This window comes from Nostoc paludosum FACHB-159, assembly GCF_014698835.1.
Classification (GTDB): Bacteria; Cyanobacteriota; Cyanobacteriia; order Cyanobacteriales; family Nostocaceae; genus Nostoc; species Nostoc paludosum.
Genome location: NZ_JACJTU010000022.1, coordinates 53286 through 66400 on the forward strand (window position 1 = coordinate 53286; position 13115 = coordinate 66400).

The 13115-nt window shown below is 38.6% G+C and carries 12 protein-coding genes; 4 read left to right on the top strand and 8 right to left on the bottom strand.

Translation table 11 applies throughout. The annotated features are described in order from the left end of the window. Positions 1-160: 160 nt before the first annotated feature. The gene (locus tag H6H03_RS21785; protein ID WP_190957157.1) at positions 161-1753 is read left to right on the top strand and encodes a glycosyltransferase family 39 protein; all 1593 of its coding nucleotides are present in this window, start codon (positions 161-163) and stop codon (positions 1751-1753) included. A gap of 297 nt (positions 1754-2050) precedes the next feature. Next, complete coding sequence (locus H6H03_RS21790; protein WP_190957158.1) at positions 2051-2770, top strand: DUF4079 domain-containing protein; 720 nt, start codon at positions 2051-2053, stop codon at positions 2768-2770. Positions 2771-3037: 267 nt separating this feature from the next. Here the strand turns inward: H6H03_RS21790 and H6H03_RS21795 are convergent, their stop codons facing one another. The 3 genes from H6H03_RS21795 to H6H03_RS21805 form a co-directional block, all read right to left on the bottom strand. Next, entirely contained in the window at positions 3038-3484 is a 447-nt protein-coding gene (locus H6H03_RS21795) for a response regulator (RefSeq protein ID WP_190957159.1), read from the bottom strand. 56 nt (positions 3485-3540) lie between these two features. Then, positions 3541-5808 carry a PAS domain S-box protein gene (locus tag H6H03_RS21800; RefSeq protein WP_190957160.1) on the bottom strand — a complete coding sequence of 756 codons (2268 nt, stop codon included), beginning with the start codon at positions 5806-5808 and terminating at the stop codon, positions 3541-3543. Positions 5809-6294: 486 nt separating this feature from the next. Continuing rightward, positions 6295-6489, bottom strand: a complete 195-nt coding sequence (locus H6H03_RS21805; RefSeq protein WP_190957161.1) for a hypothetical protein — start codon at positions 6487-6489, stop codon at positions 6295-6297. 484 nt (positions 6490-6973) lie between these two features. Between H6H03_RS21805 and H6H03_RS21810 the strand changes: the two genes are divergently transcribed. Further along, positions 6974-7465, top strand: coding sequence for a GNAT family N-acetyltransferase (locus H6H03_RS21810; RefSeq protein ID WP_190957162.1), 492 nt, complete (start codon positions 6974-6976; stop codon positions 7463-7465). A 92-nt stretch (positions 7466-7557) separates the two neighbouring features. On the opposite strand, the gene H6H03_RS21815 is transcribed toward H6H03_RS21810, so the two are convergent. After that, positions 7558-8211, bottom strand: coding sequence for a glutathione S-transferase family protein (locus tag H6H03_RS21815; protein ID WP_190957163.1), 654 nt, complete (start codon positions 8209-8211; stop codon positions 7558-7560). Between the two features lie 4 nt (positions 8212-8215). After that, a complete protein-coding gene (locus tag H6H03_RS21820) occupies positions 8216-8500 on the bottom strand; it encodes a hypothetical protein (protein WP_190957236.1) in 285 nt (94 codons plus the stop codon). A gap of 177 nt (positions 8501-8677) precedes the next feature. On the opposite strand from H6H03_RS21820, the gene H6H03_RS21825 reads away from it, so the two are divergent. Continuing rightward, positions 8678-9571: a LysR family transcriptional regulator gene (locus H6H03_RS21825; RefSeq protein WP_190957164.1), complete on the top strand. Its 894-nt coding sequence runs from the start codon at positions 8678-8680 to the stop codon at positions 9569-9571. A 91-nt stretch (positions 9572-9662) separates the two neighbouring features. Here the strand turns inward: H6H03_RS21825 and hisS are convergent, their stop codons facing one another. The 3 genes from hisS to aroA form a co-directional block, all read right to left on the bottom strand. Next, entirely contained in the window at positions 9663-11051 is a 1389-nt protein-coding gene (gene hisS, locus H6H03_RS21830; protein WP_190957165.1) for a histidine--tRNA ligase, read from the bottom strand. A 273-nt stretch (positions 11052-11324) separates the two neighbouring features. Further along, entirely contained in the window at positions 11325-11771 is a 447-nt protein-coding gene (locus H6H03_RS21835; RefSeq protein ID WP_190957166.1) for a DUF3598 family protein, read from the bottom strand. Between the two features lie 13 nt (positions 11772-11784). After that, positions 11785-13065, bottom strand: coding sequence for a 3-phosphoshikimate 1-carboxyvinyltransferase (aroA, locus tag H6H03_RS21840; RefSeq protein WP_190957167.1), 1281 nt, complete (start codon positions 13063-13065; stop codon positions 11785-11787). Positions 13066-13115: the final 50 nt, after the last annotated feature.

The window sequence follows — 13115 nt, forward strand, 5'->3', positions numbered from 1 at the left end:
CCTTCGCGTTGGCGAAGCCTCTCGTAGAGAAGCGTCTCGTAGAGAAGTACGCCAAGTACGCCAAGTAAAGAGCAAGAAGAGAGATTAAATTATTTAGTGCAAGTTTATAGAGAATTGGTATAAGTAATTAGTTAAAAATTATTGATTGTGAAATTTAGTTATGCGACATCTCAAACTCGCTCAAAATAAGTTAAGGTTTCTTATTGCCGTTTTGTTAATGGTGGGTATTTTTTTTCGTTTTTTTAACCTTGATGGTAAAGTCTATTGGCATGATGAAACTTTTACTTCATTGCGGATATCTGGATATACGGCAAATGAAGTAAAAGAGCAAATATTTACTGGTCGTGTAATTACTAAAGAAAGTTTTGTTAAATTCCAAAGTCTGAATGGGGAAAAAGGCTTAATTAATACAATTAAGTCTTTAGAAGTGGAAGATCCACAGCATCCTCCGCTATATTATATAATCGCTCGGTTGTGGGTGGGAATTTTTGGTAATTCGGTGACGGCGATTAGAAGTTTATCTGCATTGATTAGCTTGTTAATTTTTCCCAGTATTTATTGGCTATGCCGAGAATTATTTAGAACAGAATTATGGGTATCAGAGATTGCGATCGCTATTATGGCAATCTCTCCTATTCATCTAGTATACGCCCAAGAAGCACGAGAATATATTCTCTGGGTAGTGACAATTTTATTATCCAATGCGTCATTTTTACGATCATTAAGATTGGAATCAACACAGCAAGCACCACGCATATTAAACTGGGGAATTTATGCAGTAGCTTTAACAATTAGTCTTTATACGTTTTTGTTAAGTGGATTTATAGCAGTTGCTCATGGAATTTATGTAATTATCACTGCCAGATTTAGATTAACTCGAACAGTAAAAGCTTATTTGCTAACATCTATAGCAGGATTTTTAGCCTTCAGCCATTGGATATTAGTTGTAATAACTAACTTTTTGCAATTTAATAGTTCAACCGCATGGACAAAGAGCCAATTTCCCCTAGAAGCTTTAATTAAATCTTGGTCATTACAGTTGAGCCGGATTTTTATCGATTTAAACTTTGGTTTTGAAAACCCCCTTAGTTATCCGATCGCAATAATTTTTTTCACTTTAAGTGTATATTCAATTTATTTTCTTTATCGAAACACTAACTATAAAAATTGGTTATTTATCGTAATATTAATTCTGGTTCCTGCCCTACCCTTAATGCTACCAGATTTAATTTTTGGCGGTATACGCTCACTTTCAGAACGTTATTTGTTACCTTCTTATTTAGGCATTCAATTATCTATTATCTATTTATTAGCTGTCCAAATAAGGAACGAGAGTTTTGTATCTCGAAGAATCTGGCAAATAATCTTGGGACTAGTAATTATTTGTGGACTAGTTTCTTATGGGGTGAATTCCCAAGCAGAAACATGGTGGAGTAAGGTTATTAGCTATGGTAATCCACAAGTCGCTAAAATTATTAATCAAGCTAATCATCCACTTTTGATTAGTGATGCTTCTGGAATAAATTATGGAAATGTCTTTTCCCTCAGCTATCTTTTAGATTCAAAAGTAAAGTTTAAATTGCTAAAAGAGCAAAGTATTCCGAATATTCCTGATATATTCACCGAGATTTTTTTACTAAATCCTTCAGATATTTGGCGTCAACAAATAGAAACTACTTACAACTCTAAAACAGAGGTTGTATATAGCGACAATTATTATTCAGTTTGGAAATTACTCAAAATTCAAAATTGAATTAACAATTCTCAATCTCAGACATGGGAAACTTTCATATATTTGTTTGCTGAAAATTAGCTATAAATCAGAAAAATAAATATTAAGCTAATTCTCATCTGAAATTAATTTCATTAATGGTATAATTTTTGAAAATTTATAGGTGGATTTTTCCATAGTAAAACTATGAAATTATAGTATTTAACCAATTTTACAGACATGGCTACTACAATTGAAAAAAATGCTGCCATTGAAGGATTCTGAATTTTATTAAAATTTTGCTCTCTCAGCTATCAATAATTCATCAAAAGGTGTTCTATGCAAATAACAGATATTTTGGGTATTTTACATCCAGCGATCGCAGTTATCTTTGTGTTTCCACTCATCGGTATAGTAGTTCATTTTGCTTGGCAAACACGTCAACGTAGATTACAAATTTTAGCTGGAAGTAAAAGTAAAATTCCTCCAGTGGTGGGGCCAGAACACAAGCAATTAGGTGAATGGTTAACAAGTGCAGTTGTGGGAGTAACTTTAATAGGATTATCTTACCCCATTGGCAAAAATATTATCAAAAATCAATTGTGGAATCAAACACCTGCCCAAGTTGGTTTTATTCTATTAATATTTGCCGGAGTTATCGCTTCTTTAGCATTACTTTATCGCGCTAAACAGCGACTATGGCGAGGAGTTTTTGCCACTTTAACAGGTGCAGGTTTAATAATTCTTGGCTTTCAGGATGGAGTATTTCGCCGTAACAACGAGTGGTACTGGTCACATTTTTATATTGGGATGACCGCAGCACTATTGATGATTTTTTCGTTAGCAATTGTTCAAGATATTTATCAAGATAAATCCCATCGCTGGCGCATCATCCATACAATTTTAAATTGTATTGCTTTATTGCTATTTATTGGACAGGGTATAACAGGAACGCGAGACTTAATAGAAATTCCCCTGAGTTGGCAAGAACAGCACCTTTATCAGTGTGATTTTGCTAATCAAACTTGTCCAACGCCAAACCCTCAAGCACCAAAATAGGTAAACCCATTGGAAGAATTAAAAATTAATATCCTGATAAATAAATTTAGTTGCTGGTATCAAGTTTAGCTAGGGAACTTTCAAGTTAAAAAATATTCCATTGTTCTTGTTGACTGTCAACAGTCAACAAGAACAAATTTAAGCGTAATAATTTATTTTTTGGTTTATTTTTTGGAGTTATCTAATCATTTATCATTAAAATTTCTCCGCGTCTTTCCCTCACTGTAAATGATAAGTCTTTAAGCGGATATCAAACTCGCAATTCAATTACTTTGGTGGTAGTGTTACTGCTATCAGCCAAAAATCTTTTATCAACTGTATAACTTGAATAAACTGGTAGACATCAATAGGTTTTGTGATATAGCAATTAGCACTAAGATTATAAGAACGTAATATATCTTGCTCATCATTTGAAGTAGTAATGACGACAACAGGAATCGATTTGAGATTTGGGTCTGATTTGATTTCTGTTAACAGTTCGCGTCCATCCATTCCTGGAAGATTCAGATCAAGAAGGATTAAGTCTGGACGTAGAGCATCAGCAAACTCTCCTTGGGAAAGCAAGTAGTTCATAGCGCTTTCACCATCTTCAACCCAGTGCAAGTTGTTGGCAATTCTGGCATTTAAGAAGCCCTTGATAGTGAGATTTGCATCGCTAGGAGAGTCTTCAACTAGCAAAATTTCAATAGGTCGTAATGCTCGCTCATCAGCCATGCAGTTACTTGAAAGTTATTAATTTTGATATGGAGTATATGTATTATAAGAATACCTTAATTTGCATTGAGGGTAAAATAAAATACAGTTCCTACACCTGGCTCAGACTCAGCCCAGATGCAACCTCCATGTCGCTCGACAATTTTTTTGCAGATAGCCAGACCAATACCTGTGCCAGAAAATTCTCTACGAGTATGAAGGCGTCGGAAAACTTCAAAAATCCGCTGAAGATACTGAGACTTAATACCGATGCCATTATCCTGTACCCAGATGAGCCATTGGGAGTGGCTACAGACGCGACGCCAGTCGCTACAACGGGGGGAAAATAAGCAACGCCCTGGGTCATTAATTGCGTCTGTAGCCAGTGGAGAGTTAGGAGTGAGGATTTCTCCCCCTGCTTCCCCATCTCTTCTGAGAGCACCAATATGAATCTTGGGTGGTTCTTTTCGGCAGAACTTGATGGCATTGCCGATCAAATTTTGGAATAGTTGCACCATTTGGGTTTTGTCTGCGAGTAACTTTGGCAAAGGGTCATGAGTAATGATGGCTTTACTTTCGGCGATCGCTACATGTAAATTATTCAGAGCTAGACTCAGTGCAACATTACAATCAACAAGCACAAATTCCTGACCGCGAGTCCCTACACGAGAATAAGCTAACAAGTCTTGAATCAACTGCTGCATCCGCTTTGCCCCATCTACAATGTAAGCCAAGTATTCCTTGGCAGAATTATCTAGGCAGCTTTGATATTCGTTCTCTAATAATTGGGTATAACCCGTCACAGCTCGCAATGGTTCTTGTAAATCGTGGGAAGCCACATAGGCAAACTGCTCTAACTCTTGGTTAGAGCGTTTTAGATCTTCATTAAGCTTTTGTAATTCAGCTGTTCGTTCCTGAACTTTGATTTCTAGTTCTTCATTGACCTGTTGCAGTGCTTGTTGTGCTAGTTTGCGTTCTGTGATGTCCGTATAAGTGCCTATCCACTCTTGAATCTCATTGTTGGCATCTAAAACAGGAACTGCACGGGCGGCAAAAAATCGATAGCTGCCATCCGCAACCTGCACGCGATGTTCCCTAAAGTAAAGATTTTTGGTTTTTAGTGCCTCAGTCCACAACAACTGTGTCAACTCTCGATCCTCAGGATGAATTGCATTTAGCCATCCCCATTCCTTAACTTGGGCATCAGTTTGCCCAGTCAAAGCCATCCAAGATGAATGCTCTTTTGGCATCCCATTACTATTAGATATCCAAACAGCTTGAGAAGTAGCAATCACTAATGAACGATAGCGTTTTTCACTCTCTTCTAAAGCAATTTCCGCCAATTTGCGGCGAGTGACATCTTGAAAAAGAATTGATATTCCTTCTGCTGAGGGGTACATGGAATATTCAACCCAGCGGTCGAACGGTGCATAATATTCTTCCATGTGAATGACTCGCTGTTCTGCCAGAGCCTGATGATAAATTTGATAAAATTTATATTCGGCAGTTTCAGGGAATACTTCCCAGATGTTTTTACCAATCAAATCTGCGGAGCGGCGATTGAATATTTGTTCGGCTCTGTGATTGATGTAGGTGTAACATGAATCCCGATCTACGGCAACAAAAGCATCTGTAATAGTTTCTAAAATATCTGCTAGTTTTGCTTTTGCAGCTTGCTGTTCCAAACGAATAGCTTCTTGTGATAAAGCCTTGTTCATCTGAATTTGCTTTTGCAGCGATAAGTAAACCACAATTAGCAAAACCACGCTCAAAACATATCCCAAACTCACAACAATAACGACTTCCTCAAAAAGATTGTCAGTAGCTGCTGTTCGCTCATGTAATAAGTTTCTCTCGTCATTTTCCATTGCTTTGGTGATTGCTTGAATTTGTTTGCCTATCTCTATGCTGCGGCTAACAATAGCTGTTTGAGTTGCCTTATCTAAACTTTTTTGCTCAAACAAATCAATGGACTGCTCAAGCAGAGAAAATTTCTTTGCAATCAAAGGTTCGAGTGTATCAAGTCGGTTTTGTTGATTAAAGTTATCACTGTTTAGCGCTCGGATAGTTTTAAGCAGTTTGTAAACTTTCTGCTTCTGTTTTTTATAGATTTCTTGGTAAACTCTATTTTCTGTAAAAATATAATTACTTTGTGCCCTCTCAACATTACCGAGGTGAATACGTACATGATCTATGGATTCTATAACTTGTTGAGTATGAACTACCCATCGCTTTTCTGCCGTTAAGCTTTGAATACTTAAGTAGGAAGCTATTCCGACGCCAGACATTAGCAGTAATGCCAAGCTAAAACCACTGCCGATAAATTTTTCTGATACTTTATTCATAGAATATTCGCCTAACTATAGCTAATAACTAAATCAGTTTTAGCTCTCACCGCAAGCCCTGGCGATTATTGCATGAAATAATATTAGTATAATCAACGAGATTTTCTGAAAAATTATACATATTAAGTTATTACTTACAAAGAAGGCAGGAGGCAGATAGAGCAGCGATTCGCCGTGTCCGCGAGCGTCCGGGAGAAGGTAGGAGGAAAGAACTATGAATAAAAACTTTAGTTTTAGGTATAAAGCCCAGTTTAAAAGAAGATACTGGTACGAGATGCATAGCACAAGATACAAAGCGTCCTTGCTTCAATCCCATGTTTTAAAACGTGCGTTCCTCCTGCTTCCTGCCTCCTATCTCCTGATGCCGAACATAAAAAATGAGTGGATAATTGTGGCGTTTACACCACATATCCACTCTCAAATTACTGGATTAGAATCATTCAAAACCGCCACAAAATCATTAAAACTTGGGAAGGTTTAAATTAATTAACGTGACTCAGTTCCTTGATTTGGGCTGCCTTGTACAGTATCATTTTCTGGCGATTCTGGGGTAGCAGAAGTTTTTCCATCACTTTTTTCAGCGTTGCCAGTTTGGCGGGTAGCTTCGTCAAGGGTAGTTTGGTAGCCACCAGAAGAGGTAGGTGTAGTATCTTCATTACTAGATTTTTGTTGTTCAGACATTATTAGATTCCTAATCATTTACTCTTACGAGAATCTTAAAAAAATCAGGGATGGGTTTTCATCTATCTAGAATATAGTTATTACCGATTTCACCTCTATCAAAAGTCTTATTTGTAAAAATTATCTATGGTTGTAAAAATCTGGAAATATATAATTAGTAATTACTAAAGCCGAAAAAGCGACCAGCATTAAAGAAAAACTAAGAACAGATTTACTATCCAAAACACTTTTAAAATTCCTTGATTATTTGTTACCAGAAAATGCATGGTGATTTGAGTGTGACTGACTCAAAAATCTGCCACGATAATTGTGATAAGTAGAAGGCAGGAGGCAGAAGGCAGGAGGACGGCAGTCGCTACAACTGGGGGAAAATAAGCAACGCGCTGCCTCCAGAAGGTAAAACCCTCAATAGCAAAGGGTTTCACTCAGTTGTATTTTACATTTAATTATGTCCGCTTACTTATCAGCTACCCAAGCATAATTAATGAATCAAAGTAATGTATCTTTGCCACCTGGCTGTGTGCTCCGCAAAGCAACCTTTGGAGATCGGTGGTCGATTCGATTGCTGGTGTTTTCAGCGAAACTCGACCCAACGCAATTAAATTGGCAGCAATTTTGGGTAATTGAATGCGATGGCCATCTGGTAGCCTGTGGACAGCTGCGTAATTTCTCAGGGGCACAAGAACTTGGTAGTTTAGTAGTTGCATCAGCTTGGAGAGGTCGCGGTTTGGGTACTTTACTAACCCAGCATTTGATTAACACAAGCCAGCAACCACTTTATCTTGAATGTTTGGGCCAGCGATTGGCCGAGTTTTACAGTCGCTTTGGTTTTGTGCCAATATCTTTTGCAGACCTCCCAGAAACCCCCAAGACAAAAGTCTCGTCTGCACTCAAGGATAAATTTAGATTTTCACAATTAGCTAAAAAGCTACTCAAAGTTCCTGTAGTGTTTATGGAGTATTGCCCTAATTCGTAATTCTTTAGCCTTCAAAATAAGTCAATTCCATAATGGCAGGAATATCTTGTTGGGTTGCATAAAAAATTAGAAGATTTGTACCTGCCATTTCCTTAAAACTCGTATTGGGGAAGAATTTCTGTTTCATTTTTTGCTGCATTTATCCATTCTTGCATTGCGTTTAGTGCCAAAATTATCTCTACGTAATCTCTAGAATTTGCATCTAGCTGCACATCATAAGCTACAAACCGTAAGACAACTGGTGCAAAAAACGCATCAGCAATTGTGAAGTCACCAAATAAGAAATTACCAGTATTGCCAAATTTTTGACGCGATTCTTTCCAGATACTAATAATGCGGTCAATATCTTGTTGTACGCCAGATCCTAAACCTTTCCCAGGGTATTTAGTCCGACAGTTCATTGGCATATTCTGACGCAAATTTTGAAACCCTGAGTGCATTTCGGCAGTAATAGAACGAGCAAATGCTCTTGCTGTTTTATCCTTTGGCCACCATTGCAAAGTCGGAAATGTTTCAGCTAGATATTCACAAATAGCAAGAGAATCCCAGACAGTTAGCGTATCGTGTAATAGTACAGGTACTTTTCCTGATGGCGAGTATTGCCGAGTTTTTGATGAAGAATCTGAACCGTAAAGTGGAATCCTAATTTCATGGAATTCCAAACCAAATTGTTTCATCGCTAGCCAAGGACGAAGTGACCAAGATGAATAATTTTTATTGCCAATTACTAAAGTTAGTTGTGCCATCTTTTTAGTATCTGTAAAGCTGCTCAATCCACATAGACACGTCAGTTTCCGAACCAGAAGCAAAAGATTTACCGCTTACAGGGTCGTAGGCTTGCCAATAAATATTCCCGTGGCGGTCAACTTTTTGTTTAACTTGTAATTCGTTAGGATCTGCTAAAAGTTGTTGGACAAATTTTTCCCAAATATTATGCAGAGATTTCCAAAAGCTGAAGTTTGCTTTTTTGGCGAATGAGGGAGTACAAGTTATATCTAATTTTTCCGGTTCTAGACATTTAATGTGATTATTCATAAAATTATTCCTGACAATTGCTCTATAAATAAAACAGTAGCAACGTCGCACTCAGGAATCAAATCATGGCTTGCATAGCTTCTATAAATATGATTTATAGATACGAGAAATCATTAATACAAGCTTTTTGTCACAATTAAGTCAGGATGCGTGTAACCTTGTTCTCATCAATTGACCATGAAACTCTCCCAACTTCGAGCCATAGTTGCAGTCGCAGAAAGTGGTAACTTTAGTGAAGCAGCCTTAGAATTGCAGCTTTCTCAGCCTGCAATTAGTCATGCGATCGCCACTTTAGAACAAGAATTAGGTGTACCTTTATTTGCTAGAGGTCGTCACGGTGCAGTGTTAACACCTGCTGGCGAGCGTATACTATATCACGCGCGTCAGGCAATGCAACATCTACAAATGATGCAACACGAAGCAAATCTACATAAAGGTTTACATGGCGGTCATGTGAGAATTGCGGCTTTTCGCAGCGTAGCTACTCATTTATTACCAAAAGCGATCGCTCAGTTTCACGATCAATTTCCAGAAGTTGCTGTCACCATTATAGAGTGTGCTGCTTTCACCGATGTAGAACAATGTTTGCGTGATGGACGCGCTGATATTGGTATTACCTGTCTGCCAACTAGCGATGAGTTTGAGACTTGGGAAATTTTTCGGGATGAATATCTAGCTTTGCTACCACCACAAGCCAAAATTAATAGCAAAGCAATTACTTGGGAAGACATAGCAGCCTATCCTCCAGTTATGCTTCCTTGTACGCCCTGCGGACGCATTCTTCACAACCACCTGAAAAATTTAGCTATTCCCATAAATACTGCTACCGACATTCAAGAAGATTCCACAGTTGTAAGTATGGTAAATCAAGGACTTAGAGCCGCTATTATGCCCCGTTTAGCAGCCGTACCCATTCCGCCAAAGGTACAGGTATACAGTTTACCCGCAACTCTTGAGAGAGTAATTGCAACAGCAATTTTATCTAATGGTTTGCATGTACCTGCCGTGTTTACATTTTTAGATATGTTGAAAAAATTTGATTTTTATACTTTAGCTAAATTGACTTATTAATATAGGAGTAAAAACGCGATAAATCGCCGTCTCTACAAAGATTGGTTATTGTAGAGACGGCGATTTATCGCGTCTAATGCTCTAATTAAATTTACGTCAGTCTGCGTTTAACCTCCTCTGCCAAATTTTCCAACAAAACTTCTACTTGTTCGCCTGTTTTCAAATCTTTGAGAGAAGATTTATTTGCTGCTGCTTCTTCAGAACCAATAATCACACAGAATTGAATTCCTTGTTTATCTGCTAACTGAAATTGTTTCCCTAAAGGACGCTTATCAAAGTTAGTGATAACATTAATTCCCGCTTGACGCAGTTGTTGGGAAACTTTTAAATAAGTCGGCATTAAATCATCTTGCATATTCACCACCATCACCTGTGCAGGTGTAGCAGCTAAGGTACTCAAAATACCTGCTTTCAACAATCGACTAATTAAGCGAGTTAAGCCAATGGAAATGCCAACACCAGGCATTTTTTCGCCTAAAAATACTCCGACTAATTCTTCATATCTGCCGCCAGAACAAATACTGCCTAAAGCTTCATGTCCCAATAAAGTTGTTTCGTAAACTGTACCAGTATAGTAATCAAGTCCACGAGCAATAGATAAATCAATACAGAAACGATTTTCGGCAACTCCAAGATTACGCACGCCTGTAATTACTGTTTCTAGTTCGGTAACGCCCAAGCTTAACTGTTCGGTTTCTGGGAGATTGTTTGCTAGATGTTTGAGCTTATCTAATACGTCATCAACTGAACCATCTATTTTAATAAACTCAATAATTTTTTCAGCTTGTTCTGCCGAAATACCCTCTTTCTCTAAATCTTGTTTGACTTTATTTTGCCCAACTTTTTCTAGGGTATCAACAACACTGATGCAGGATTTAATTTGGTTTTCGGCAATTCCTAGTGATTTAAAGAAACCTGTCAGCACTTTGCGGTTATTGATGCGGATGAGAAAATCACCGATATTAATTGCTTCAAATATTTCACTGATAATTGCAGGCATTTGAGCATCATAAAGTAAGCTCAGTTCGCGACGCGCAACTACATCAATATCACATTGGCGAAACTGGCGAAAACGTCCATCTTTTGCCCGTTCTCCGCGAAAAACTACATCCATTTGGTAGCGGGCAAAGGGAAAGGTTAATTCATTGAGGTGACGAGCAATGTAAGCTGCTAATGGTACTGTTTGGTCAAACTTTAATGCCCTTGCTTCGGAACCCGTTTCGCCAGATTTATCTTTTTCGGCTTGGCGATTTGGTGGCAATATGGGGTCAATTCCATAAATTATATTGTCGCCTTGGTTTCCTTTAGCTTGTAGGACTTCTAAACGTTCTACTGCTGGGGTTTCAATGGGGGTAAATCCATAGCCTTCAAAAACTCTACGGATGGTATCTAATAAATATAATTCTAGGCGCTTTTCGCTAGGCAGAAATTCTGGGAAACCGCTAGGAGTAGAAAAGTTTATTTTGTCACCTTTTGCCATGCGTATACCTTAGGAAGTTGAGATTTGAAATAGTTGAATAACGAGTAATAAATAATAATCAAAAAGATTATTATTTAGCAACTAAATTAAAAATCGATATTTAGGTGTTGCTGAATATAGAGATAAATTTAACTCACGCAGAGGCGCAGAGTCGCAGAGAGTTTTTAGTAGGGTGTGTTATGCCGTAGGCTAACGCACCATTCGAGATTTTCGGTGCGTTAGGACTTACGTCCATAACGCACCCTACTAAATTTTTAATTCTACTCGATCGCTTTATTTTAGCCGTTGTTCTTGAATGAGGGTGCGTTGAAATATTTGACCGTTTTTAAACCAATGCCAAGTACGTGCACGATTGTTATTATCAGGGCTAATGTAAATCATTTCATATAAGCTCATTTCTGGGTTTGTCTTATAAGCAAACCACAAAATCACAATAGAATCGTCAGCTTCCCAAGCTTTGCCGTCAATGCGTTCTGTATCAAACCAAAGTTTATTATCTTTATAGATTCCGGGAAATTCGTATTCTTCTTTTTTACCGTCAGCCCATGTGTAGCGGTTGATTTGGTAGTAGGGATGAGGGCCGTTTTCTGGGAATTGACAAGTTAAGTGAGATTCGTAGCTGTCAATGACTTTTCCGGTTGTATCAACTAATGTATAAGTGCCTACCCAATCTCCTTCATGACGGGCAAGCACGGGCATTCCTTCTTTGATATTAGACATGGCTATTCACCTTTTATTGTTCTAACATTTTGAAAAATCGGGTAAAGTAATCGGGAAAAGTTTTTGCTGTACAACCTGGGTCTTTAATTACAATCCCTGGAACTTTTAAGCCTGTGACGGCAAATGCCATTGCCATGCGATGATCGTGATAGGTTTCAATGGCAGCCGGGGTGATGGGGCTAGGTTCAATCTTCAGTCTATCGGCAAATTCTTCAACTTGAACTCCCAAGCGACGCAATTCGGTAACTACGGCGTGAATGCGGTCGGTTTCTTTGTAGCGAATATGTTCGACATTGCGAATGGTAACAGGTGAGGTGGCAAAGGGAGCGATCGCTCCTAAGGTTTGCACCAAATCTGAGATATCATTCATGTCAATATCGATACCCTGTAATTGCTCTGGCCCTGTGACTTCGATGTAATCATCAGCTTCACGTACCTGGCAACCCATCTGTTCTAAAACATTCAGCCAAAGAATATCGCCTTGATAAGATTGTTTGGTCAAATGTTTTACTCGCACTCGTCCACCAGTAACGGCGGCGGCAGCAAAAAAGTAAGAAGCATTCGACGCATCTGGTTCTATTGTGTAATGTCGAGGCTGGTAACGCTGACCTGCTTGAATTTGGAATTGATTTTCGCCGATTTGATTGACTTGCACGCCAAAATCTGCCATCAACTTACAAGTCATTTTCACGTAAGATTGCGAAACCAATGTCCCCTCAACTTCAATGATTGTGTCTTGTTGAGCATAAGGCGCAATCATTAATAACGCCGAAAGTTGCTGACTTGTTTGGTTAGCTTTTAAGCGAAAATGTCCCCCAGAAAACTGCCCGCCGTAGATGGTGTAAGGCATAAAATCAGGATTTCCCTGGAAGTTAACGGTTACTCCGCTACTTTGCAGCACCTTTAGCAAGTCACCCATCGGTCGTTCTCGCATCCGGGGAACTCCATCTAAGCGATATTCGCCATTACCCAGTGCTACCAACGCTGAAATAAACCTTGCTGCTGTACCTGCTAAACCAACAAATAAATCTGCTTGCTTTGCGGGAATTTCGCCTCCCTTTCCTGAGATTTGAATTTGAGCCTGGTCAGGATTTAGGGTAATAGGGATGCCTAATTGCTCTAAACATTTAGCAAAATAATTGCTGTCTTCACTAAATAAGGCATTTTCTAAAATAGAGTCACCTTGCGCTAAAGCTGCGACAAGTAGTGCCCGGTTAGTAATACTTTTAGAACCAGGAATCTCTACAGTGGCGTCTACTGGGCGATTCAGAGCAGGGATGGCAATGGTATCCACTTTAAACCTCAGTGCAGGCGATCGGCTACAACTTAATTATGTTCGCATAT